Below are 22,882 nucleotides of genomic sequence, written 5' to 3' on the forward strand. Positions count from 1 at the left end.
TGGACCCGGCCCGCTCGGGGCTTTGCGTTCCTTCGCCGTCAGCCCGCGCTGGCCAGCGACAGCTTCGCGGCGAAGCCGAGGAAGGCGGCGCCGGCGCCCGCGGACAGCCCGGCCGTCAGCCGCTTGCGGCGGCGGAAGGTCGCCGCCAGGTACGTCCCGCCGAAGATCAGCAGCGACAGATAGCTGAGGCTGAACAACTGCGCCCAGGCGCCCAGCGCCAGGAACGACAGCACCGGGTGCGCATAAGAGGGGTCGACGAACTGCACGAAGAAGGAGATGAAGAACAGGATCGCCTTCGGGTTGAGCAGACTGACCACCAGCGCCCGGCGGAACGGCCGTTCGGCGGCCGCCTTGGGCGCCCCGTCCGCCCCCTCCGTCGCCCCGGTGGCCTGCTCCCGCAGGGCCCTGCGGGACGCCCGACCGCCGCGCCACAGCGACCAGGCGCCGCGCAGCATCCCGACGGCCAGCCACGTCAGATAGCCCGCGCCGGCGAACTTCACGACGCCGAACAGCACCGGACTGGCCTTCAGCAGCGAGGCCACCCCGCCCGCGGACAGCGTCATCAGCACCGTGTCGCCGCACACCACGCCCGCCGCGGCCCGGTACGCGACCCGGCGGCCGCGCCGGGCGGCCACCGAGACGACGTACAGCGAATTCGGTCCCGGCAGCAGGATGATCAGGGCGAGGCCCGCCAGATACGTGGGCAGATCCGTTATTCCGAGCATGCGCGGAGGATCTCACCCGCCCCTCGGCCGCCTCACCGGCTTTTCACCATCCGGACTTGCACCTCACGCGGCGTGAGGACCCATCGTGAAGCGCGTACCGACGACCGACGAGGGAGCGGAAGTGAGTTATTCGGTAGGCCAGGTCGCCGATGTCGCCAACGTCACGGTGCGCACCCTGCACCACTACGACGAGATCGGGCTGTTGGTCCCCGGCGAGCGCAGCCGCGCCGGTCACCGGCGCTACGGCGACGCCGACCTGGACCGGCTCCAACAGATCCTGTTCTACCGGGAATTGGGCTTTCCGCTCGACGAGGTGGCGGCCCTCCTGGACGACCCGGCCGCGGACCCGCAGGAACACCTGCGGCGCCAGCACGAGTTGCTGAGCACGCGGATCGAGAAGCTCCGGAAGATGGCCGCCGCCGTCGAACACGCAATGGAGGCACGCAGGATGAACGTACGGCTTACTCCGGAGGAGAAGTTCGAGGTCTTCGGCGACTTCGACCCCGACGCGTACGCCGCGGAGGCGGAGCGGCGCTGGGGCGGCACCGACCCCTACAAGGAGTCGCAGCGCCGGACCGCGGCGTACACCAAGGAGGACTGGCAGCGGCTGAAGGAGGAGTTCGACGCCATCCACCAGAAGATGGCGGGGCTGCTCGCGCGGGGCGTACCGGCCGAGTCCGAGGCGGCGATGGACGTCGCCGAGGAACACCGGCGGTTCATCGGCCGCGGCTACTACGAGTGCAGCTACGAGATCCACACCGGGCTCGGCGAGATGTACGTCGCGGACGAGCGGTTCACCGCCACCTACGAGGCGATCCGGCCGGGGCTGGCGGTCTACATGCGGGACGCGATGCTGGCGAACGCGGTGCGGAACGCGTGATGGTGTGCGGTGCGCAACGCGTGACGGCGGGCGTGTGCGACGGCGGGCGCGTGTGACGGGCCGAACGGCCGGCGTCAGCCCTGGGGTTCCAGGACCACGGCCGTGCCGTAGGCGCAGACCTCGGTGCCGACGTCCGCGGCCTCGGTGACGTCGAAGCGGAACATCAGGACCGCGTTGGCGCCGCGGGAGCGGGCCTGTTCCACCAGCCGCTCCATGGCCTGGTTGCGGGTCTGGACGAGGGTCTTGGTGAGCCCGCGCAGCTCACCACCGATCATCGACTTCAGGCCCGCGCCGATCTGGCTGCCGAGGTGTCGGGAACGGACGGTGAGGCCGAAGACCTCGCCGATCACCTGCTTCACGTGAAAACCCGGCACGTCGTTGGTCGTCACGACCAGGACGTCCGACTGCGCCAGTTGTCCGCCGCCGTACTCCTCGATGCCCATGACCCGTACCTTCCTGTCGTTGCGGCCAGGATCACCTGGGGTGGCGGGGCCAGCCAGCGGTCGGGGGCGGTCGGGTGGGGCGCCGGTGCGGGGCGTCGGGGGCGGTCGGGGTGGCCCGGGGCGGTGTGGGGCCGGGCCGTGGGGTGGGTGGCCCGGGTGCGCGGCTGGAACCACGAGGCGTCATAGTGCGTTGATAGCTTTGGGCCGCACACTGCGCCTGCCCCTTGCTTCCGCTCGTCGCACCGCGCGAGCCGGGCGCCCTCGACCCAGGAGCCTTCACCCCGTGAATACTCTCGCGCTCGGTCCCCAGTGGCTGAACTCGGACTTCTTGATCGCGAATTTCGGCCTGATCGGCGTCCTGCTCATCGTCTTCGCGGAGTCCGGGCTGCTGATCGGCTTCTTCCTGCCGGGTGACTCACTGCTGTTCACCACCGGTCTGATGGTGACGGCGAACAAGCTGGACAAGCCGCTGTGGCTGGTGTGCGTGCTGGTGGTGCTGGCGGCCGTGCTGGGTGACCAGGCCGGATACCTCTTCGGGCGGAAGGTCGGGCCGTCGCTGTTCAAGCGGCCGGACTCCCGGCTGTTCAAGCAGGAGAACGTCGAGAAGGCGCACGCCTTCTTCGAGAAGCACGGCCCCAAGTCGTTGATCCTGGCCCGTTTCGTGCCGATCGTGCGGACGTTCACGCCGATCATCGCGGGCGTGAGCGGGATGAACTACCGCTCCTTCATCACCTTCAACGTCATCGGGGGGACGTTGTGGGGGGCCGGGGTGACGCTGCTGGGCGCCGCGCTGGGCAACGTCGAGTTCGTGCACAAGAACATCGAGCTGATCCTCGTGGCGATCGTGCTGATCTCCGTGGTGCCGGTGGTCATCGAGTTTCTGCGGGCGCGGAGCAAGGCGAAGAAGGCGCCGGCGGGTGCGGTGGCCGAGGCGCCGGCGGTCGCGGGACGGTCGCAGGGCCGGGGGCGGCACGCCAAGCGGTGACGCTGCGCTGGGCCCGTGATTTTTTGGGCCCGGCTTTCTTTTTGGCTTTCCCGTCGTGGGTGGCTTGTTTGGCTTGATTGTTTGCCTGCGGCTTGGTGGGGGCGGGCCCCTTGCGGGTTCCCTTACGGGGTGGGGCCGGAGGGGCTGTCCCGGGGTACGTCCTCGGTGCGGGCGCCTCTGGTCTGTAGATGAGGAATGCCCGGGGCTTTGCTCCAGATCCTGCGGGCGCACCCCGGGACATCCCCTCCGGCCCGCGCCGTTGCCGACTTTCCGCCGGTGGGTCGGTCCAGCCGTCAGATAGCTGTCGGCCCGTCCCGTCCGCCGGCTCTCCGGCTGTCGGCGTGCGTCGTTGCCGGCTTGCCGTCCGTGGGCCGGCCGCCGAGTTCGTACGTACTCCGGCTACATGTCCGGTACGTCTGGGGGTACGCGGAGGCCGTTCGGCGGGTGTCCATCGATAGAAGGACTTTGGGCGGGGCGACGGCTGCGGGGGCCCAGGTGGGCGGTTCTGCAGGGGAGTCGGAAAGGGGGAGGGGCCCCGGGGGAGCGCGGTGTCCCGGGATGCGGCATCGTGTGCATGACCCGTCGGCGGGAGGCGTAGGAACGAGGAGCGGAGAGACGTGGCGTCGGATTCACCACGCAGCAACGGCAACGGCACCTCGGAGGAGGAGCGCAAGCCGCAACCGGACGAGGTGCGCAGCGCCTTCACCCCGCCGCTGGGCGTTCCGTTGCCACCGCCGCCCGAGGAGGAGCACCCCACTTCGGAGTTCGCACTGCCGGAGGGGCTGCTGCCGGAGACGCCGGCCGAGCCCGAGGGGTCGGCGTTCGCGCGGCCGGGGAGCACCACCGGGCAGTCGCTGTTGCCGGCGTTCACGCCGCCGCATGGCATCCCGGTGCTCAGCCTGACCAAGGAAGCGCCGTGGCAGGACCGGATGCGCACCATGCTGCGGATGCCGATCCACGAGCGGCCGGTCCCCGAGCGCGTCGAGCGGGTCGAGGAGGAGGGTGGTGGCCCCGCCGTCCCCCGTGTCCTGGACCTGACGCTGCGTATCGGGGAGATTCTGCTGGCCGGCGGCGAGGGCGCCGAGGACGTCGAGGCGGCGATGTTCGGCGTCGCGCACGCCTACGGGCTGGAGCGGGTCGAGCCGACCGTCACCTTCACCCTGCTGTCGATCTCGTACCAGCCGTCGCTGATCGACGATCCGCTCACCGCCAGCCGGACGGTGCGGCGGCGCGGGGTGGACTACACCCGGCTCTCGGCGGTCTTCCGACTGGTCGACGAGATCACGTCGGAAGGGATCAGCCTGGAGGAGGCGTACCGCGGGCTGGCGGAGATACGCCGTAATCGGCACCCGTATCCGAGCTGGGCGCTGACGGTGGCCTCGGGGCTGCTGTCCGGCGCGGCGTCCATGCTGGTCGGCGGTGGGCTGCTGGTGTTCGTCGCGGCGGCGATCGGCTCGATGCTCGGCGACCGGCTGGCCTGGTTGGCGTCGGGGCGCGGGCTGCCGGAGTTCTACCAGTTCGTGGTCGCGGCGATGCCGCCGGCCGCGATCGGGCTGGCCTTCGGGCTGACGCACTCCAACGTGCAGTTCTCCGCGGTCATCACCGGTGGGCTGTTCGCGCTGATCCCGGGGCGGGCGCTGGTCGCCAGCGTCCAGGACGGGCTGACCGGCTACTACATCACCGCCTCCGCGCGACTGCTGGAGGTCGGCTACCTGATCGTCGGCATCGTCGTCGGCGTGCTGTCCGTGCTCTACGTCGGACTCCAGGCCGACCCCGGCCTCCAACGGCTCCACCCGCAGCAGGCGTTGCAGGTCTACAACGAGCCGGTGGTGCAGATCGTGGCGTCGATGCTGCTGGCGCTGGCGTTCTGCGTGCTGCTCCAACAGGAGCGCCACACCGTGGCGTTCGCGACCATAAACGGCGGGGTCGCATGGGTGGTGTACGGGGTGCTGACCTTCCGGGCCGGCTTCAACGCGGTGCCCTCCACCGCCATCGCCGCCGGACTCGTCGGCCTCTTCGGCCAGTTGCTCTCCCGGTACCGCTACGCCTCGGCGCTGCCCTACGTGACGGCGGCGATCGGGCCGCTGCTCCCCGGTAGCGCGACCTACTTCGGGCTGCTCAATTTCGCCCAGGGCAACCTGCTGGAGGGCTTCTCGTCGCTGATCAAGGCCGCCTCGCTGGCGCTGGCGATCGCCGTCGGGGTCAACCTCGGTGGTGAGGTCGCCCGGCTGTTCCTGCGGGCGCCCGGGATCACCGAGGCGGCCGGCGGGCGCCGCGCGGCCAAGCGGACCCGAGGGTTCTAGCCCGACCCGCGACACGCACGACGGGCGGCCCCCAGATGGGGGCCGCCCGTTCGCGTACGGAAATCAGAGCGCGCCGGTGGGTGTGCCCCGCCGGATCGGCTCCGGTCGGGTCAGTGCCCGCCCTGCGCCTCGAAGCGCTTGTAGGAGCGCTCGATCTCGGCCTCGGCGTCGGTGCGGCCGACCCAGTTGGCGCCCTCGACGGACTTGCCGGGCTCCAGGTCCTTGTAGACCTCGAAGAAGTGCTGGATCTCCAGGCGGTCGAACTCCGAGACGTGGTGGATGTCGCGGAGGTGCTCGACGCGCGGGTCCGAGGCGGGGACGCACAGCAGCTTGTCGTCGCCGCCGGCCTCGTCCGTCATGCGGAACATGCCGATGGCGCGGCACTTGATGAGGCAACCGGGGAAGGTCGGCTCGTCCAGGATGACCAGCGCGTCCAGCGGGTCGCCGTCCTCGCCGAGGGTGTCCTCGACGAAGCCGTAGTCGGCCGGGTAGCTGGTCGAGGTGAAGAGTCGACGGTCCAGGCGGATCCGACCGGTCTCGTGGTCCACCTCGTACTTGTTCCGCGAACCCTTCGGGATCTCGATGGTGACGTCGAACTCCACGGGTGGCTCCTCCATGATCAACACATACGTCTGGTGATTAAGTGTCCCCCACGCAGGTGTGTGGTGGCGAAAGGGGCTGGTCCGAAGTGCCCGAGACCCGAATGTGGCAGGTCAGATGGCAATCGGCGCAGCGTTCCGCGCGGCTGGCGGCACGCCGGGCCGGGGGCTGCGCGCGCAGCGCGGCGCGGTCCGCACAGCGCACCGCGCACGCGACGTCGGACGCCGCCCGGCAGGCGTGGCAGGCCGCACCGCGGCACACGCGGCAGACCTGGCAGCTGACCGCGGTGTCCGCTGCCACCGGTCTGGCGGTCGCGGTCGTCGCGGTGGCGGCGGCCGGGCCGTGGGACTCCGGTCAGCGTACGGCCGAGCGGGCGGCCGCGGTCCCCGGTCCGGCGACAGGTGGCGAGCATCACGATGACGGCCGGGCACCCGGGCCGGCGCCCAGCGCGCCGGCCGTGCTGACCGCGCTCGGCGGGCCGGCGCGGGGCCCGGCGGGCCGCGGCGCGGCGCCGGTGCCCACCGACGCGGGGCTGGCCGACGCGCTGACGCCGCTGCTGACGGACCCGGCGCTGGGCCCGCTGCGGTCCGCGTCCGTCGTGGACGTCGCGGCCGGCCGGCAGGTCTTCGGCGAGCAGCCGGACGCCCCGGCCACCCCCGCCTCGACGGTCAAGCTGGCCACCGCGGTGGCCGCGCTCTCGCTGCGCGGTGCCGAGCACCGCATCGACACCGGCGTGGTGTTGGCCGGCAGGGACCGGATCGTCCTGGTCGGCGGCGGCGATCCGACCCTCACCGCCCGGCCGTCCCGCCCCGGCCCCGGCGAGCGACCGGCCAGCCTGCGCGACCTCGCCGACGCCACCGCCCGCGCCCTCAAGCAGCGCAAGCTCACCACCGTCGGCCTCGGCTACGACACCGGCGCCTACGCGGGCCCCGTCCAGCACCCCATCGGCCCCAACGAGAACCTCGCCCCGGTCACCGCCCTGATGACCGACGAGGCCCGGCTCGACGACAGCGACCACGGCCCCGCGCCGCGCTCCACCGACCCGGCCGCCGACGCCGCCCACACCTTCGCGGACCTCCTCAAGGAGCGCGGCATCACCGTCAGCGGCGACCCCGAAGAGGCCCGGGCCCCCAAGAACGCCGGCCGGATCGCCGCCGTCCACTCCCTCCCGCTCTCCGCCCTCGTCGAGCGGATGCTGACCTACAGCGACAACGACATCGCCGAGGCGCTGGCCCGTCAGGCCGCGCTCGGCGCGCACCAGCCCGCCAGCTTCGACGGCGCGGCCAAGGCGGTGCACAACGCGCTGGCCGCCCAGCATCTCCCGCTCGCCGGCGCGGTCTTCGAGGACGGCAGTGGCCTGAACCGCGACGACAAGGTCTCCGCGAACCTCCTCTCCCACCTCCTGCTGCTCGCCGCCGCCCCCGCCAAGCCCGAGCTCCGCCCGGTCGTCACCGGCCTCCCGGTGGCCGCCTTCACCGGCACCCTCAGCGGCCGCTACGTCGGCGACACCGCCGGCGCCGGCACCGTACGCGCCAAGACCGGCACCCTCACCGGCGTCAACACCCTCGCCGGCACCGTCGTCGACGCCGACGGCCGCCTCCTTGCCTTCGCCTTCATGACCACCGGCACCACCGACCCCCAGTCCGCCCAGAAGGCCCTGGACCGCATGGCCTCCACCATCGCCAACTGCGGCTGCCGCTAAGCCCGTTCACCGAATCCCGCCCGGAGGCCCGTCCCCGCACCCCGACAGCCCCGCGCAGCGGCCCCCGCGCCGCAGGCGCAAGGACAGCAACCCCCACGGCGGCCACGCCGACGACGTGGGAAGCCGCCCGCCGCAGGCGACCGGCTACCCCGCAGCCCCCCACCCCCGTACGGTGAACCCATGACGAGCATCGGTGGAACCGAGATGGTCGACTGGAACCTCGCGGTGGCGACCGCGACCCGCTTCGTGCGGCCGGGGCCGGACGTCAGCCGGGACGAGGCGCGGGCGATCGTCGCCGAGCTACGTCGGCACGCCAAGTCGTCCGAGGCACACGTCCGCGGCTTCACCCGGATGGCCCCGCCGGGGGTGGAGGCGGCGCCGGACGGCGACGCGGCCACGACCGAGCCGTCCCCGCACGACACCCCGGTCCTGGTGGTGGACCGGCCCGGCTGGATCCGGGCCAACGTCGCCGGGTTCCGGGCGGTGCTGAAGCCGCTGCTCGCCAAGATGGAGGACCGGCGATCCTCGACGCCCGGTGGCGCGGTGCTCGGCGCGGTCGGCGGCAAGGTCACCGGCGTCGAGCTGGGCATGCTGCTGTCGTTCCTGGCCTCGCGGGTGCTCGGGCAGTACGAGACGTTCGCCCCGGCCTCGCGCAACCTGCCGGCCGGTACGCAGGGCGGCCGGCTGCTGCTGGTGGCGCCGAACATCGTCCACGTGGAGCGCGAACTCGACGTGGCGCCGCACGACTTCCGGCTGTGGGTCTGCCTGCACGAGGAGACCCACCGGACCCAGTTCAGCGCCGTGCCATGGCTGCGGGACCACATCGAGGGGGAGATCCAGTCCTTCCTCGCGGAGACCGACATCGACCCGGGGACGCTGCTGGAGCGGCTGCGGGAGGCCGCCCAGTCGCTGGCCGGCGCCAAGCCGGAGGGCGAGGCGGGCGACGAGAGCCGGTCGCTGGTGGACCTGGTGCAGACGCCCGCGCAGCGGGAGATCCTCGCCCGACTGACGGCAGTGATGTCGCTGCTGGAGGGGCACGCCGACTTCGTCATGGACGGGGTGGGGCCGGAGGTGGTGCCCTCGGTGGCGGAGATCCGGGAGAAGTTCCAGAAGCGGCGGGCCAGTGGTGCGGGCCGGCTGGACCAGGCGCTGCGCAGGTTGCTGGGACTCGATGCCAAACTCCGGCAGTACCGTGACGGCGAGCGCTTCGTGCGCTCGGTCGTCGAGGAGGTCGGCATGGACGGCTTCAACCGCATCTGGACGTCGCCGAACACCCTCCCCACCAAACAGGAGATCGCCAAACCGGCGGACTGGGTCGCGCGGGTGCACCGGAAGGCGGACGGGGCACCGTAAGCGCACGGCGCGAGCTGGGCACGCCGCGCGGCAGAAGAGCGCCCCTTCAATCACCCGTCTGAGGGACCGTGACCGATGGATAGGCGTGCAATGCTCGGGGAACTGCTCGCCTCTGTCACCATCTAGGCACTCTGTGTGACGAAGTGTCGTCCACGGCCCGAGGCTCGCCCCCCCCAGCTGAACGATTGGAAACGGACATGGGTCCCCATCCAGCGGTCGCCGCGATACGCCTGGCGGTCCGCCGCGTACTCCACGACGTGCTCAACCACCACTGCGCGCAGGACCGGCACGAGACGCCGCTCGTGCTCGTCGCCTGCTCCGGCGGCGCCGATTCCATGGCGCTGGCCTCCGCCCTCGCCTTCGAAGCCCCGAAACTGGGCGTCCGCGCCGGGGGCGTGACGATCGATCACGGCCTCCAGGAAGGCTCCGCCCTCCGTGCCGCCGAGGTCGCCCTGCGACTGCGAGCCCTCAAGCTGGACCCCGTCGACGTCGTCGGCGTCGAGGTGGGCCGGACCGGCGGCCCCGAGGCGGCCGCCCGGGACGCCCGCTACGCCGCCCTGGACGCCGCCGCCGACCGCCACGGCGCCAGCGCGGTCCTCCTCGGCCACACCCGCGACGACCAGGCGGAGACCGTCCTGTTGGGGCTGGCCCGCGGCTCCGGGATCCGCTCGCTCTCCGGAATGGCCGCGACCACCGGGACCGATGGCCGCTACCGCCGCCCGTTCCTGGACGTCGACCGGCAGACCGCCCGTACGGCATGCCTCATCCAGGCGCTGCCCGTCTGGGACGATCCCCACAACACCGACCCCGCCTACACCCGTTCACGACTGCGGCACGAAGGGTTGCCCGCCCTGGAGAAGTGCCTCGGCAAGGGCGTCGTCGAGGCCCTGGCGCGGACCGCCCAGCTCTCCCGTGACGACGCCGACGCGCTGGACGGCTGGGCCGCCGAGGCCGAGGCCGCGGTGCTCGACGAGGCCGGCACCCTCGACGTCGCCGGGCTCTTCGCGTTGCCCGCCGCGGTGCGTCGCCGGGTGCTGCGCCGGGCGGTCATCGCGGCCGGTTCGCCGGCTGGTTCGCTCTTCGCCCGGCACATCGAGGAAGTCGACCGGCTGATCACGGCTTGGCGGGGGCAGGGGGCCATCAACCTCCCCGGGCGCGTGGGTGTGCGACGGCAGGGTGGCAGACTGGTCATTCGGCAGGGCTGAGCCGCAGGAGATCGAGCCCTGCCCAGTGATCTCGCGACCGGTTCCCGCTTCGTGAGCTCACGCGGCAGATCTGCATACCGAACCGAACGAGAGTGGCACGGGTGGACGACAAGGACATGGGCGCCGACCTTCAGTCGGTGCTCATCACTAAGGAAGAGATCGACGCCAAGCTGGCCGAGCTGGCTGCGAAGATCGACGCGGAGTACGCGGGCAAGGACCTGCTCATCGTCGGCGTCCTCAAGGGCGCGGTGATGGTGATGGCGGACCTGGCGCGTGCGCTGTCCACCCCCGTCACGATGGACTGGATGGCCGTGTCCTCCTACGGCGCGGGCACCCAGTCCTCTGGCGTGGTCCGCATCCTGAAGGACCTGGACACCGACATCAAGGGCAAGCACGTCCTGATCGTCGAGGACATCATCGACTCGGGGCTGACGCTGTCCTGGCTGCTGTCCAACCTCGGCTCGCGCGAGCCCGCCTCGCTGGAGGTGTGCACGCTGCTGCGCAAGCCCGACGCGGCCAAGGTCGCCATCGACGTGAAGTGGATCGGCTTCGACATCCCCAACGAGTTCGTCGTGGGCTATGGCCTGGACTTTGCGGAGAAGTACCGCAATCTGCCGTTCGTCGGTACCCTCTCGCCCCACGTGTACGGCGGCTGAGAGCGTCCCGCGCTCGCCGGCCACCGTGCCGGACGAGCGCTCGGATGGCCCCTGTCGTCCGGCGGGAACCCTTCGGGGTTCCCCGCCGTTGGAGCAGGGGGAGGGGAATCCCCGGCTTCGTTGTTCACTGTCGGCACAGGCGCCGGGTGACAATGCTGGGGTACCGTCCGAAGGCAATCTGTTTTCGGGCGAGTAATACGACACCGTACGCACGACCAGCCCTCCCGAGGGCGTTGTGCCTCACTGTGGCAGGAGGGACGGGGCCTTAGGCGGCTCCGTGTGGATGGACGTGAAGCGATACTTCCGTGGGCCAGTCATGTGGATCGTGCTGGCCGTCCTCGCCGTGGTCGTGTTGATGCAGGTCGTCGGCTCGTCCGGCGGCTACAAAACGGTGGACACCGGTCAGGTCGTCAAGGCGATCGCTGACAACAAGGTGAAGTCCGCCGAGCTGACGACCGGCGACGAGAACAAGATCAAGATCGAGCTGACCGGCGACTACAAGATCTCCGGTTCCAACAAGATCCAGGCCAGCTACATCGGCGACCAGGGCGTTGACCTGGCAAAGAACCTGCAGGCCAAGTACCAGACCGGCGAGATCAAGGACGGCTACACCGTCTCGCCGTCGAAGCAGAACCCGTTCGTCGGCGTGCTGCTGTCACTGCTGCCTTTCGTGCTCATCGTGGTCGTCTTCCTGTTCCTGATGAATCAGATGCAGGGCGGCGGCTCCCGGGTGATGAACTTCGGCAAGTCGAAGGCGAAGCTGATCACCAAGGACACCCCGAAGACGACCTTCGTGGACGTCGCGGGTGCCGATGAGGCCGTCGAGGAGCTCCACGAGATCAAGGAGTTCCTCCAGGAGCCGGCGAAGTTCCAGGCCGTCGGCGCCAAGATTCCCAAGGGTGTGCTGCTCTACGGCCCGCCCGGTACCGGTAAGACGCTGCTCGCGCGGGCCGTTGCGGGTGAGGCGGGCGTGCCGTTCTACTCGATCTCCGGCTCCGACTTCGTCGAGATGTTCGTCGGTGTCGGTGCCTCCCGGGTCCGTGACCTCTTCGAGCAGGCCAAGGCGAACGCACCCGCGATCGTCTTCGTCGACGAGATCGACGCCGTCGGCCGGCACCGTGGTGCGGGCCTCGGCGGTGGTCACGACGAGCGTGAGCAGACGCTGAACCAGCTGCTCGTCGAGATGGACGGCTTCGACGTGAAGGGCGGCGTGATCCTGATCGCCGCCACGAACCGCCCGGACATCCTCGACCCGGCGCTGCTGCGCCCCGGCCGTTTCGACCGGCAGATCGCCGTCGACCGTCCGGACCTGCAGGGCCGGCTGGAGATCCTCAAGGTCCACCAGAAGGGCAAGCCGGTCGCGCCGGACGTCGACCTCTCGGCCGTCGCCAAGCGCACCCCCGGCTTCACCGGTGCCGATCTGTCCAACGTCCTCAACGAGGCCGCGCTGCTCACGGCCCGGAGCGACGAGAAGCTGATCAACAACCACTTCCTGGACGAGGCGATCGACCGCGTCGTGGCCGGACCGCAGAAGCGGACCCGGATCATGTCCGAGAAGGAGAAGAAGATCACCGCGTACCACGAGGGCGGACACGCCCTGGTCGCGGCGGCTTCGCCGAACTCCGACCCGGTGCACAAGATCACGATCCTGTCCCGCGGTCGGGCCCTGGGCTACACCATGGTCCTGCCCGACGAGGACAAGTACTCCACCACCCGCAACGAGATGCTCGACCAGCTCGCGTACATGCTGGGCGGCCGCGCCGCGGAGGAGCTGGTCTTCCACGACCCGACCACGGGCGCCGCGAACGACATCGAGAAGGCGACCGCGACGGCCCGCGCGATGGTCACGCAGTACGGCATGACCGAGCGGCTCGGCGCGATCAAGTTCGGCACGGACAACTCCGAGCCGTTCCTGGGCCGTGAGATGGGTCACCAGCGCGACTACTCGGAAGAGGTCGCCGCGCTGGTCGACGAGGAAGTCAAGAAGCTGATCGAGACCGCGCACAACGAGGCGTGGGAGATCCTGGTCGAGAACCGCGATGTGCTCGACAACCTCGTGCTGACGCTCCTGGAGAAGGAGACGCTCAACAAGGAGGAGATCGCCGAGCTCTTCAAGCACGTGGTCAAGCGCCCGGCCCGCCCGGCGTGGACCGGCTCCTCGCGTCGTACGCCCTCGACCCGCCCGCCGGTGCTCTCGCCGCGCGAGCTGGCCCCGGCCAACGGCTCCGTGACGGCGGCGCCCGGCACCGTCTCCACGGAGAAGAAGCCGGACGTCTCCGAGGATCCGCGCACCGAGGGCTGACGGGCGCCACTTCGGCCCCGGAATACCCGCCGCGCCCCCCAGGTTCTAGCCTGGGGGGCGCGGCTTTTCCGCGTTTCCGAGCGGGCCCGGAAGGAACGAGGCACCAATGACGGACCCTGTGACGCTGGACGTCGAGGGCGTGATCGGCACGTTTGACGAGAAGCGTGCCGAGAACGCCGTGCGCGAGCTGCTCATCGCGGTGGGCGAGGACCCCGACCGCGAGGGGCTGCTGGAGACGCCGGCGCGGGTGGCACGGGCGTACCGGGAGCTCTTCGCCGGCCTGTGGCAGAAGCCCGAGGACGTGCTGACCACCACCTTCGACCTCGGTCACGACGAGATGGTGCTGGTCAAGGACATCGAGGTGGTCTCGAACTGCGAGCATCACCTGGTGCCGTTCGTCGGCGTGGCCCACGTCGGCTACATCCCGTCCACCGACGGGAAGATCACCGGGCTGTCCAAGCTGGCCCGGCTGGTCGACGTGTTCGCCCGGCGCCCGCAGGTCCAGGAGCGGATGACCACCCAGATCGCGGACTCGCTGATGAAGATCCTGGAGCCGCGCGGCGTCATCGTGGTCGTCGAGTGCGAGCACATGTGCATGACGATGCGTGGGGTGCGCAAGCCGGGGGCGAAGACGACGACCTCCGCGGTGCGCGGGCAGCTGCGTGACCCCGCGACGCGGGCCGAGGCGATGAGCCTGATACTGGCGCGCTAGCTGACCAAGGCAAGGCGCGCGCCGGCTCGGGCACCGCGGTGCGCCCGGGCTCTTGAACGTCGAAAGCGGCCCGGGGCCCTGGCAGATGGTGCCGGGCCCCGGGCCGCTTGCCCGAGATGCGTGGGGCGGGTCAGGCCCGGAGGTGGCCGCCCATCCACTCCATCGCGGCCGGGATCTCCCGGCTCCAGGTGTTGAAGTTGTGGCCGCCGCTGTCGAGGATGATCGACGCGATGGTGGACGGCGTCTTGGTCCCCTCGATGAACTTCAGGGTGTTCTTGTAGTTGTCCTCGCCGTGCCGGCTGCTGGTGACCAGCAGGTTCACCTTGGGGGCGGGCAGGTTCCGCTGCCGCCACAGCAGGTCGTTCTCGCGCTTGAGCTGGGCGCTGCCGCCGAAGAGGTCGCCGGTGGTGGCGTCGATCGGCGCCTTGTAGTCGCCGGAGAGCGAGACCGCGGTGGAGTACGACTCCGGGTTGCGCATGGTCAGCTTCAGGGCGCAGTAGCCGCCGGTGGAGTCGCCCATGATCCCCCAGCTCTTGGCGTCCCGGCCCACGCGGTACTGGCCGCTGATGTCGTGGCGCAGGTCATGGGCGAAGAACGTCTCGGTCTGCGGGCCGCGGGGTATGTCCACGCACTCGGTGTCGCGGGGCGGCGCGACCGTGGGGCGCATCATGACCAGGACGGTCGGCTGGATGCGGCCCTGCTCCAGCAGGCTGTACTGCGTCTGCGGGTAGTGCAGCTTCTTGAAGAGCGCCTCGGCGGTGCCCGGGTAGCCGGTGAGCACCACGGCCGCGGGGAACTTCTTGTGCGCGTACTTCTTCTGGAAGTACTGCGGCGGCAGGTAGACGTACGCCGGGCTGGCGATGTCGGACTTCGCGCCGCGGATCAGGACCTTGTCCAGCCGGCCGGCCGTCGCCGGGACCGAGGCGCCCTGGATGCTCAGGCGCTCGGTGCCCAGCATCTTCAGGTTGGTGCCGTGCGGGCCGGTCTTGTACGTCGTGACCACGCCCGGCTGCTGCTCCTGACCGAAGAGGTCGGCCCAGGAGGCGTAGAAGCCGAAGGTGTTGTTGGCGAACAGACCGATGGCTGCGAAGAGCGATACCTGGGTGGCGAAGAGCAGTCCGATCCGGCCGAGGACCGCGCGCCAGTTGCCCTTCGACAGGCGCGGCCAGAGCCAGACGGTGAGGACGAACAGTGCCACCGCGACGAGCACGGTAAGAAGCAGCACTTTCTTGCTGGTGAGACCCATGTGGTGCTTTCTTCCGGGCGGCCGGGCCATCCGGACCGCAAGTGGAACCCCGAGCCCTGAGACGCCGTCATACAGGGCGCAAAAGTCCAGATGCTGCGACTAAGGCTCGCACGTTCTCTCGACCGGGGCGACGGGAAAGTGATGTCTGACAGGCTAGATGGGGAAAAGTCGGGGAAGGTTGCGTGGTCTGCGCCACGCTGGCTCCGCGGCCCGCGGCCGACGGCGGTCCCGGGGCTGGTGGGGACGGCGGGAGTCGTCGTCGGCCTGCTGAACCTGATGTCCGGGATCTTTCCGCGCTTCCGGCACAGCCGGGTGCACGCGGTGACCGAGGTGCTACCGGGGGCGGTCAGCCCGCTCGCGGCGTCCGCCTCGCTCGTCGTCGGCATCCTGCTGCTGCTCCTGGCCCACGGCCTCAAGCGGCGCAAGCGGCGGGCCTGGATCGCGGCGGTGGCGCTGCTGCCGGTGGGGATCGCCGCCCAACTCGTCTACCGGCACTCGATCTTCGGGGCCGTGCTGTCGTTGGCACTGCTGGGGTGCCTGATCCGGTACCGGCGGGAGTTCGCGGCGCTGCCCGATCCGCGGAGCCGCTGGAAGGCGGTGGCCAACCTCGTCGTTCTGGGCGGGGTCAGCTTCGGGATCGGGATGGTGATCGTCAGCTCCCATCCGCACAAGATCGTCGGCTCGCCGTCGTTCGGGGAGCGCGCGGAGCACGTGCTGTGGGGGCTCTTCGGCTTCGAGGGGCCGGTGGCCTACACGCACGGCGTGGACTACACCGTGGGCTACTCGCTCGGGGCGCTGGGCCTGCTGACCGTGTCCACCACCGCGTACCTCGCCTTCCGCCCCGAGCACCCCGCGGCCCGGCTGACGGACGAGGACGAGCAGCGGCTGCGGGAGCTGTTGGACAAGCACGGCAGCCGGGACTCGCTGGGCTATTTCGCGCTGCGCCGGGACAAGGGCGCGGTGTTCTCGCCGTCCGGCAAGGCCGCGGTCTGCTACCGGGTGATCTCCGGGGTGATGCTGGCCAGTGGCGACCCGATAGGGGACGTCGAGGCGTGGCCGGGCGCCATCGAGCGCTTCATGGAGGAGGCGCGGGCGCACTCGTGGACCCCGGCGGTGACCGGGTGCAGCGAGACCGGTGGCCAGGTCTGGACCCGGGAGACCGGGATGGACGCGCTGGAGCTGGGCGACGAGGCGATCGTGGACGTCGCCGACTTCACGCTGACGGGGCGGTCGATGCGCAACGTGCGGCAGATGGTCAAGCGGATCGAGCGCAACGGCTACACGACCCGGGTCCGGCGGGTGCGCGACCTGGAGCCGGAGGAGCTGGCGCGGATCCAGAAGGCGGCGGACGCCTGGCGGGACACCGACACCGAGCGCGGCTTCTCCATGGCGCTGGGCCGGATCGACGCGGTGGCCGACGGCGACGCGGTGATCGCCACCGCGCACCAGGCGCCGGCCGAGGGCGAGGAGCCCGGGCCGTTCGGGGACCTGAAGGCGATGCAGCACTTCGTCCCGTGGGGGCGCGACGGGATCTCGTTGGAGCTGATGCGGCGGGACCGGGGCGCCGACCCGGGGATGAACGAGCTGCTGATCGTCGCGGCGCTGCAGGCGGCGCCGGAGCTGGCGATCAAGCAGGTGTCGCTGAACTTCGCGGTGTTCCGCTCGTCCCTGGAGCGCGGCGAGAAGCTGGGCGCGGGGCCGGTGTTGCGGGGCTGGCGGGCGACGTTGATCTTCCTGTCGCGCTGGTACCAGATCGAGTCGCTCTACAAGTTCAACGACAAGTTCCGGCCACGCTGGGAGCCGCGGTTCGTGGTCTTCCGCAACAGCCGGGACATTCCGCGGATCGGGTTGGCGACGTTGCAGGCCGAGGGGTACCTGGAGCTGCCGCGGGTGCTGCGGCGCCGGCGGGCGGAGCAGCCGCGGCCGTGCGAGCACCTGGAGGAGTCGGTGTTGGCGGCCGGGGCGCTGGAGAAGGTGGCCTAGGGCCTGTCCGATGGGTCAGGTCCGGGTGCCTTTCGGGGTGGGCGTGGACGGCCCGTTGGCGGGCGTCGTGCGTGGCCGGCGGGGCGATCCGACCGGTCGGTGCACGGCCTACGCTGGTGCCATGAGTACCTTGCGCGGCCGGGTGGCCGGACTGCCGGACTGGGACCGCTGCGCGGTGATGGGCGTCGTGAACGTGACGCCCGATTCGTTCTCCGACGGCGGCGAGTGGTTCGACCCCGAACTCGCCGTCAAACACGGTCTGGACCTGGTGGCCCAGGGCGCCGACATGGTGGACGTCGGCGGCGAGTCCACCCGCCCCGGCGCGGCCCGGGTCGACGAGGCCGAGGAGTTGCGCCGGGTCGTCCCGGTGGTCCGGGAGTTGGCCTCGGCGGGGGTCGCGGTGTCCGTCGACACCATGCGCGCCGCGGTGGCCGAGCGGGCCGTGGAGGCCGGGGCGCGGCTGGTCAACGACGTGAGCGGGGGCCTGGCCGACCCGGCGATGGTGTCGGTGGTCGCCGAGTACCACGTCCCGTTCGTGGTGATGCACTGGCGCGGCCAGTCCATCGACATGAACAACCGGGCGGTCTACGCGGACGTCGTCGGCGAGGTGGTCGACGAGCTGCGGCTGAGCATGGAGCGGGCGGTGGCCGGCGGGGTGGATCCGGAGCGGATCGTGATCGACCCGGGGCTGGGCTTCGCCAAGGACGCCACGCACGATCTGGAGCTGGTCGCCCACCTGTCCCGGTTGCGGGCGCTTGGCCGGCCGCTGCTCGTGGCGGCTTCGAGGAAACGGTTCCTGGGCAGGGTGCTGGCAGGGGGCGAGGGCGCTGCCCCACCGCCGGCCCGGGAGCGGGACGCCGCGACGGCGGCGGTATCGGCGATCGTGGCGCGAGAGGGGGCCTGGGCGGTGCGGGTGCATGAGGTCAGGGCGAGCGCGGACGCGGTGCGGGTGGCCCGTGCCGTTGAGGGCGCGGCGCGGGCGAGTGGTGCGACGGCGACGACGACGGGGACGACGTGAGCGGCTTGGGCCCGCGGACGGACATCGAGCTGGTCGAGCAGGCGAACACGGCGCTGTACGAGACCATCGAGCGCGGGGACCACGAGGCGCTGTCCGAGCTGTGGTTGGACGGTCAGGTGAGCGTGGTGCACCCGGGGTGGCCGGTGTTGCGCGGGCGCGGGGAGGTGCTCCGCTCGTACGCGTTGATCATGGCCAATACCGAGTACATCCAGTTCTTCCTGACCGACGTGGAGATCGACGTCATCGGCGACACCGCGCTGGTGACGTGCACGGAGAACATCCTCAGCGGGGGACCGGCCGAGGACGACGGCTCCGTGGGGCCGTTGATCGGGCAGTTGGTCGTGGCGACCAATGTCTTCAGGCGGACCGAGGACGGCTGGCGGGTCTGGTCGCACCACGGCTCGCCGGTGCTCGCGGACCGCGAGGACGACGAGGGCGACGCCGACGAGGACGAGGAGGGCGGGCCGGCCGGCCGGGTGTGAACCGCGGTGTGCGGCCCGGCCGGTGTCCCGGTGCGCGTTCCGCCCGCATCCCAGTCCGCGGACATGTGAGTGGCTTCACAAGCCGCCCATGGAGGCAGGGGCGCGGGCCGGTGCGCCCGGCGTCAGCCTTCCGAGCGGGGCGCACCCGTTCGAGCCAAGTGCGGCCTGGGTAGGGGTGGGTGGGGCGCGTGGGGGTAAGAGGCCGCGCGGACGATCTCCTGCGCTCTGTAGGCTGCCCGCGCGACGCTGCCTAGCAGCAGAACGGGGCCTTGTCCATAGCCCCCATGGGCGAGCGCTGTCGGTGCTCGCAGGTAGATTCGAGTGGGGCAGTGTCGCCGGCCGACTTCAGGCGCCTGCCCGAATCCGACGAACAGTGGCGCCCTTAAGGCGCCGCCGGACCAGTGGGAGTGATTCGCGTGGATCGTGTCGCGCTGCGTGGGCTGAAGGCCCGAGGACACCACGGGGTGTTCCCACGGGAACGCGAGGAAGGCCAGACCTTCATCGTGGACCTGGTCCTCGGCCTGGACACCCGCCCGGCGGCGGCCTCCGACGATCTGGCGAAGACCGTCCACTACGGCATCGTGGCCGAGGAGGTGGTGGCCGTCGTCGAAGGCGAGCCCGTCGACCTCATCGAGACCCTGGCGGAGCGCATTGCCGACCAGTGCCTGAAGCACGAGGGGGTGCAGGAGGTGGAAGTGGTGGTCCACAAGCCGGACGCACCGATCACCGTCCCCTTCGATGACGTGACCATCACCATCACTCGGAGCCGAGTATGAAAACCACCCAGCAGCCGGCCCCCGCCCCCCGCACCTCCCACGCCAACCCCGTCAACGACCCGACCGTCCAGCCGGTGCCCGTCTCCGTGGTGGAGCAGGTGGACGCGGCGGACGTCACGCTCTCCAACCCCAAGCGCGCGGTGATCTCGCTGGGCAGCAATCTCGGCAACCGTCTGGAGACGCTCCAGGGCGCCGTGGACGCGCTGGAGGACACCCCGGGCGTCCGCGTGAAGGCGGTCTCCCCGGTGTACGAGACCGAGCCGTGGGGCGTCGAGGCGGGCTCCCAGCCCTCGTACTTCAACGCCGTGGTGCTGATCAAGACGACGCTGCCGCCGGAGTCCCTGCTGGAGCGCGGGCACGCCATTGAGGAGGCGTTCGAGCGGGTGCGGGACGAGCGCTGGGGCCCGCGCACCATCGACGTCGACATCCTCACGTACCAGAATGTGGTCTCCGACGACCCGCGGCTGACGCTGCCGCACCCGCGCGCCCATGAGCGGGCGTTCGTCCTGGTGCCGTGGCACGACGTGGACCCGGAGGCAGAGGTTCCGGGGCGGGGCGACGTGGCCTCCCTGCTGACCGAGGTCGGCACCGACGGTGTGAATCTTCGGACGGATCTGGAACTGCGGCTGCCCGAGTAGTCGTTAGGGTTGCGGGCCGGTCGTGCACGGCGACGATGCGCGGCGGACGCCGCGCGCGCTGATGTACTGGCGCGTGGACGTCGTCGGCCGCGCAGCCACGGGTGCGCGGGCGGACCCGGACGGACACACGGCGGCCGCGCCACTCGGTGCGGCCACAAGAGCAGATGCGGTCATCGCGGCAGGGGTGACCGAGACGGTGCGAGGGGCGATCGCTCGGTGAAGCAGCTACGGGTCAAGGTCCTGGGCGGGCTGTTCGTGGTGGCCGGGATCCTGGCCTGGGCGGGCGCCCGGTTGTGGGACTCGTTCGGCACCCTGCCCAGCGTGCCGGTGGCGGCGCCGATCGTGCTGGCGTTGATCGCCGTGGTGCTGGCTGCCACCGCCCTCTCCCTGCGGTCCCGGTTGAAGGCACAGCGCGAGCGGCTCGCCGAGGCCAAGGGCGTCGACCCGCTGGTGGCCGCCCGCGCGGTGGTCTTCGGGCAGGCGAGCGCCCTGGTGGCGGCGCTGGTCGCCGGGCTCTACGGCGGCGTCGGGGTGTTCCTGCTGACGTCGGGGGTGGACGGGGCGCGCCGCGCGCAGGCGGTGTACGCCGGGCTCTCGGTGCTGGCCGGTGCGGGAGTGGTCGCCGCGGCGATCTTCATGGAGCGGGTCTGCAAGCTGCCCGAGGGCGACGACGGGGAAGACGGGCCCGGGGCGACGCGGGCGTGACGCCGCCGCCCGGCCGGAGCGGTCCGGCCGGGCCTGTGGGGTCCCGTCAGGCGCTCGGGACGGTGTCCAGGGCGACCTCGTCGCGGGGCAGGTTGGCCGCGTCGGCGGTGGTCGCGCGGCGCAGCGCGCCGTGCAGTGCGGCGGGCGTGAGGACGCCCCGGTAGCGGTCGCCGTCGAGGACCGCGAGCCAGCCGGCGTCGTGCTGGAGCAGCGTGCTGAGTGCCTGCCGGAGCGGGTCGCCGAGCGACACGGTGGCGGGCATCGGGCGGGCCAGGTCGCGGACGGTGGGGGCGTCGGCGGTGGGGCCGTCGGGGTCGCCGAGCGCGTCGGCCGCCACCCAGCCGTACGGCGCCCCGTCGGCGTCCAGGACGACGGCCCAGGGGGCGTCGGCGAGCGCCTCGGTGGCCCGGGTGGCCGGGTCGTCCAGCCGGACCACGGGCGGCTCTTCGAGGTCGGCGGAGTCGACGGGGGTGACCGCGAGCCGCTTCAGGCCGCGGTCGGCGCCCACGAACTCCGCGGTGTACGGGGTGGCCGGGGCGCCCAAGACCGTTGCGGGGGCGTCGAGTTGCTCGATCCGGCCGTGGCCGTAGACGGCGATGCGGTCGCCGAGTCGGACCGCCTCCTCGATGTCGTGGGTGACGAAGAGCACCGTCTTGTGGAGCGTGGACTGGAGCCGCAGGAACTCGTTTTGGAGGTGCTCGCGGACGACCGGGTCGACCGCGCCGAAGGGCTCGTCCATCAGCAGCACCGGCGGGTCGGCGGCGAGCGCGCGGGCCACGCCGACGCGTTGGCGCTGGCCGCCGGAGAGCTGGTCGGGGTAGCGGTCGCCGTAGACGGACGGGTCCAGGCCGACCAGGTCGAGGAGTTCGGCGGCGCGGGCCCTGGCCTGCTTGCGCGGGCGGCCGAGCAGGTGCGGGACGGTGGCGGTGTTGTCCAGGACGGTCTTGTGGGGGAAGAGGCCGACCTGTTGGATGACGTAGCCGATGTGGCGGCGGAGTTCGACCGGGTCGGCGTCGGCGATGTCCTCGCCGTCGAGGAGGATGCGGCCGCTGGTGGGCTCGATGAGCCGGTTCACCATCTTCATCGTCGTCGTCTTGCCGCAGCCCGACGGGCCGACGAGGGTGATGAGTTCGCCCTTGGCGACCTCGAAGGAGAGGTCGTCGACGGCCGTGGTGCCGTCGGCGTAGCGCTTGGTGACGTGCTCGAAGCGGATCATGGAATCCCCCTGTGTGGACGGCCCCCATTGTGTACGCGTCCTGCACGGGTGCCGTGAACGCGGTGTTGCGAGTGGATGCCGGGTCGAACGATTGTCAGTGGTGGGGGTTAGGGTCGCAGACAGTCACCACGGTATCGGCGAGCGGGGGAGGTGACGGCGGTGGAGGCACCGGTGCGCGCGGCGGAGCTGCTGACGAGCGCGCAGTTGACCGGCGTCCAGACCATGGCGCAGGGGGGCGGCTCCGGCTGCCTGGAGCGCAACGACTGGATCTGCGGGGAGTATCTCCACACCCGGAGCCAGGAGTTGGTCGACGCCACGCTCCAGCACATCGGTATCACGGTGGTGTCGGTGCTCCTGGGGGTGCTGATCGCCTTTCCGCTGGCGCTGTTGGCCCGGCGCCGGCGGAGCGTGGCCGGCCCCGTCCTGGGGCTGACGACGGTGCTCTACACGGTGCCCTCGCTGGCGATGTTCGCCCTGCTGACGCCGGTCTTCGGGGTCTCGCCCTCGGTGGTCGTCACGGGCCTGGTGCTGTATTCGCTGACGATCCTGGTGCGGAACATCCTCGCCGGTCTGGACGCGGTGCCCGCCGAGGTGCGGGAGGCCGCCCGCGGGATGGGGTACGGGCCGGCCCGGCTGCTGTTCGAGGTGGAACTCCCGCTCGCCATACCGGCGTTGGTGGCCGGCGTGCGGATCGCCACGGTCTCGACGGTGGCGATGACGACGATCGGCTCGGTGGTCGGGTACGGCGGGCTGGGCAATCTGATAGCCAGCGGCATGGAGGGCTTCTTCAAGGCGGAGGTGCTGACCGCGTCGGTGCTGTGCGTGCTGCTGGCGCTGGTGGCGGATCTGCTCCTGCTGGGGCTGCAGCGGCTGTTGACGCCGTGGACGCGGGCGCGGTCCAAGGGCCGCCGGATGCGGCGCACGGCGGCCGTGGCGAAGGCGGTGGGGTGAG

The 22,882-nt window shown here is 71.2% G+C and carries 21 protein-coding genes; 16 read left to right on the forward strand and 5 right to left on the reverse strand.

Going from position 1 to position 22,882, the window contains the following annotated elements:
- Window positions 1-38: 38 nt before the first annotated feature.
- Window positions 39-725 (reverse strand): leucine efflux protein LeuE, encoded by a 687-nt coding sequence (gene leuE / locus ACFVFQ_RS30120; RefSeq protein WP_383422061.1) that lies wholly within the window; start codon window positions 723-725, stop codon window positions 39-41.
- A 121-nt stretch (window positions 726-846) separates the two neighbouring features.
- Between leuE and ACFVFQ_RS30125 the strand changes: the two genes are divergently transcribed.
- On the forward strand, window positions 847-1,605 hold the full coding sequence (locus ACFVFQ_RS30125) for a MerR family transcriptional regulator (RefSeq protein WP_383422063.1): 759 nt from the start codon (window positions 847-849) through the stop codon (window positions 1,603-1,605).
- 74 nt (window positions 1,606-1,679) lie between these two features.
- Here ACFVFQ_RS30125 and ACFVFQ_RS30130 read toward each other — a convergent pair whose 3' ends face one another.
- The gene (locus tag ACFVFQ_RS30130; RefSeq protein ID WP_274914223.1) at window positions 1,680-2,048 is read right to left on the reverse strand and encodes a YbjQ family protein; all 369 of its coding nucleotides are present in this window, start codon (window positions 2,046-2,048) and stop codon (window positions 1,680-1,682) included.
- A 283-nt stretch (window positions 2,049-2,331) separates the two neighbouring features.
- On the opposite strand from ACFVFQ_RS30130, the gene ACFVFQ_RS30135 reads away from it, so the two are divergent.
- Window positions 2,332-3,033 (forward strand): DedA family protein, encoded by a 702-nt coding sequence (locus tag ACFVFQ_RS30135; protein WP_383422065.1) that lies wholly within the window; start codon window positions 2,332-2,334, stop codon window positions 3,031-3,033.
- Window positions 3,034-3,650: 617 nt separating this feature from the next.
- Window positions 3,651-5,336, forward strand: coding sequence for a threonine/serine exporter ThrE family protein (locus ACFVFQ_RS30140; protein WP_383422067.1), 1,686 nt, complete (start codon window positions 3,651-3,653; stop codon window positions 5,334-5,336).
- 110 nt (window positions 5,337-5,446) lie between these two features.
- Here the strand turns inward: ACFVFQ_RS30140 and ACFVFQ_RS30145 are convergent, their stop codons facing one another.
- Complete coding sequence (locus tag ACFVFQ_RS30145) at window positions 5,447-5,938, reverse strand: inorganic diphosphatase (RefSeq protein WP_016570635.1); 492 nt, start codon at window positions 5,936-5,938, stop codon at window positions 5,447-5,449.
- A 101-nt stretch (window positions 5,939-6,039) separates the two neighbouring features.
- On the opposite strand from ACFVFQ_RS30145, the gene dacB reads away from it, so the two are divergent.
- From dacB to folE, 6 genes are all read left to right on the forward strand, one after another.
- Window positions 6,040-7,638, forward strand: a complete 1,599-nt coding sequence (gene dacB, locus ACFVFQ_RS30150; RefSeq protein ID WP_383422110.1) for a D-alanyl-D-alanine carboxypeptidase/D-alanyl-D-alanine-endopeptidase — start codon at window positions 6,040-6,042, stop codon at window positions 7,636-7,638.
- A gap of 180 nt (window positions 7,639-7,818) precedes the next feature.
- Complete coding sequence (locus ACFVFQ_RS30155) at window positions 7,819-8,991, forward strand: zinc-dependent metalloprotease (protein WP_383422069.1); 1,173 nt, start codon at window positions 7,819-7,821, stop codon at window positions 8,989-8,991.
- A 197-nt stretch (window positions 8,992-9,188) separates the two neighbouring features.
- Entirely contained in the window at window positions 9,189-10,196 is a 1,008-nt protein-coding gene (tilS, locus tag ACFVFQ_RS30160) for a tRNA lysidine(34) synthetase TilS (protein ID WP_383422072.1), read from the forward strand.
- A 116-nt stretch (window positions 10,197-10,312) separates the two neighbouring features.
- On the forward strand, window positions 10,313-10,852 hold the full coding sequence (hpt, locus tag ACFVFQ_RS30165) for a hypoxanthine phosphoribosyltransferase (RefSeq protein WP_037812418.1): 540 nt from the start codon (window positions 10,313-10,315) through the stop codon (window positions 10,850-10,852).
- Window positions 10,853-11,135: 283 nt separating this feature from the next.
- Window positions 11,136-13,154, forward strand: coding sequence for an ATP-dependent zinc metalloprotease FtsH (ftsH, locus tag ACFVFQ_RS30170; RefSeq protein ID WP_383422074.1), 2,019 nt, complete (start codon window positions 11,136-11,138; stop codon window positions 13,152-13,154).
- Between the two features lie 106 nt (window positions 13,155-13,260).
- Window positions 13,261-13,866: a GTP cyclohydrolase I FolE gene (gene folE / locus ACFVFQ_RS30175; RefSeq protein WP_383422076.1), complete on the forward strand. Its 606-nt coding sequence runs from the start codon at window positions 13,261-13,263 to the stop codon at window positions 13,864-13,866.
- Window positions 13,867-13,996: 130 nt separating this feature from the next.
- Here folE and ACFVFQ_RS30180 read toward each other — a convergent pair whose 3' ends face one another.
- Window positions 13,997-15,112, reverse strand: a complete 1,116-nt coding sequence (locus tag ACFVFQ_RS30180) for an alpha/beta hydrolase (protein ID WP_383422078.1) — start codon at window positions 15,110-15,112, stop codon at window positions 13,997-13,999.
- A gap of 141 nt (window positions 15,113-15,253) precedes the next feature.
- On the opposite strand from ACFVFQ_RS30180, the gene ACFVFQ_RS30185 reads away from it, so the two are divergent.
- The 6 genes from ACFVFQ_RS30185 (at window position 15,254) to ACFVFQ_RS30210 (ending at window position 20,714) form a co-directional block, all read left to right on the forward strand.
- Entirely contained in the window at window positions 15,254-17,095 is a 1,842-nt protein-coding gene (locus tag ACFVFQ_RS30185) for a phosphatidylglycerol lysyltransferase domain-containing protein (protein WP_383422080.1), read from the forward strand.
- Between the two features lie 121 nt (window positions 17,096-17,216).
- Window positions 17,217-18,113, forward strand: coding sequence for a dihydropteroate synthase (gene folP, locus ACFVFQ_RS30190; RefSeq protein ID WP_383422083.1), 897 nt, complete (start codon window positions 17,217-17,219; stop codon window positions 18,111-18,113).
- A 5-nt stretch (window positions 18,114-18,118) separates the two neighbouring features.
- A complete protein-coding gene (locus ACFVFQ_RS30195; RefSeq protein ID WP_383422113.1) occupies window positions 18,119-18,595 on the forward strand; it encodes a nuclear transport factor 2 family protein in 477 nt (158 codons plus the stop codon).
- Between the two features lie 416 nt (window positions 18,596-19,011).
- Entirely contained in the window at window positions 19,012-19,371 is a 360-nt protein-coding gene (folB, locus tag ACFVFQ_RS30200; protein ID WP_016574864.1) for a dihydroneopterin aldolase, read from the forward strand.
- On the forward strand, window positions 19,368-20,009 hold the full coding sequence (gene folK, locus ACFVFQ_RS30205) for a 2-amino-4-hydroxy-6-hydroxymethyldihydropteridine diphosphokinase (protein ID WP_383422088.1): 642 nt from the start codon (window positions 19,368-19,370) through the stop codon (window positions 20,007-20,009). Before folB ends, folK begins: the two co-directional genes overlap by 4 nt.
- 216 nt (window positions 20,010-20,225) lie before the next feature.
- Window positions 20,226-20,714: a DUF3180 domain-containing protein gene (locus ACFVFQ_RS30210; RefSeq protein ID WP_383422090.1), complete on the forward strand. Its 489-nt coding sequence runs from the start codon at window positions 20,226-20,228 to the stop codon at window positions 20,712-20,714.
- Window positions 20,715-20,760: 46 nt separating this feature from the next.
- Here ACFVFQ_RS30210 and ACFVFQ_RS30215 read toward each other — a convergent pair whose 3' ends face one another.
- On the reverse strand, window positions 20,761-21,930 hold the full coding sequence (locus ACFVFQ_RS30215) for an ABC transporter ATP-binding protein (protein WP_383422092.1): 1,170 nt from the start codon (window positions 21,928-21,930) through the stop codon (window positions 20,761-20,763).
- Window positions 21,931-22,152: 222 nt separating this feature from the next.
- Between ACFVFQ_RS30215 and ACFVFQ_RS30220 the strand changes: the two genes are divergently transcribed.
- Complete coding sequence (locus ACFVFQ_RS30220; protein WP_383422115.1) at window positions 22,153-22,881, forward strand: ABC transporter permease; 729 nt, start codon at window positions 22,153-22,155, stop codon at window positions 22,879-22,881.
- The last annotated feature ends 1 nt before the right edge of the window (window position 22,882 follow it).

Origin of the sequence: Streptomyces sp. NPDC057743 (assembly GCF_042798755.1) — a bacterium.
In the GTDB taxonomy this organism is placed as follows: Bacteria; Actinomycetota; Actinomycetes; order Streptomycetales; family Streptomycetaceae; genus Streptomyces.